This window comes from Moraxella sp. HMSC061H09 (assembly GCF_001809255.1).
Lineage (GTDB): Bacteria > Pseudomonadota > Gammaproteobacteria > Pseudomonadales > Moraxellaceae > Moraxella > Moraxella catarrhalis.
Window position 1 is genome coordinate 1 of record NZ_KV796825.1, and the last position, 436, is coordinate 436.

At 36.9% G+C, this 436-nt stretch carries 1 protein-coding gene; it reads left to right on the top strand.

Annotated elements, in window-relative coordinates; translation table 11 throughout:
* The coding region (locus HMPREF2573_RS09385; protein ID WP_210383680.1) for a hypothetical protein at nucleotides 1-184 on the top strand (184 nt) is incomplete at its 5' end.
* Nucleotides 185-436 lie beyond the last annotated feature (252 nt).

The following is a 436-nucleotide window of genomic DNA, read 5'->3' on the forward strand; positions in this document are numbered from 1 at the left end:
GAGGTGGAATCATCTTTCAAGAGGTATTCTTGGGCTTGGCTCAGATGAAGATAAAGAGTTTGTAGAAGAATATATCAAATACTGCGGAGGCCCAGCCACTAGCTGTAGCACCATCATGCAAAAATGGAAACAGGTTAGCTATAAAAAGAATGCTGGTCTAAATGATGTGCAGATTCAAGATTGAGAATCAAGTGTTAATCAAATATACAAACATTATATAGGATATTGCAAAAATACCGATGCATCTTGTAACGCTATATTAAGAATGGCCAAAGACTATTACATGGTTTCTTATGGTGGCATGAAGGAGATGCTAATCCAAATGGAATTAAGCATGTACACCTACCTTAATGGCGGTGTAGCAGCAATCAAAAACCAAACAATTCCATATATTGCTGAAGGTGTAAATGGTGTTGTAAATTTAGGAAAGCCTAGA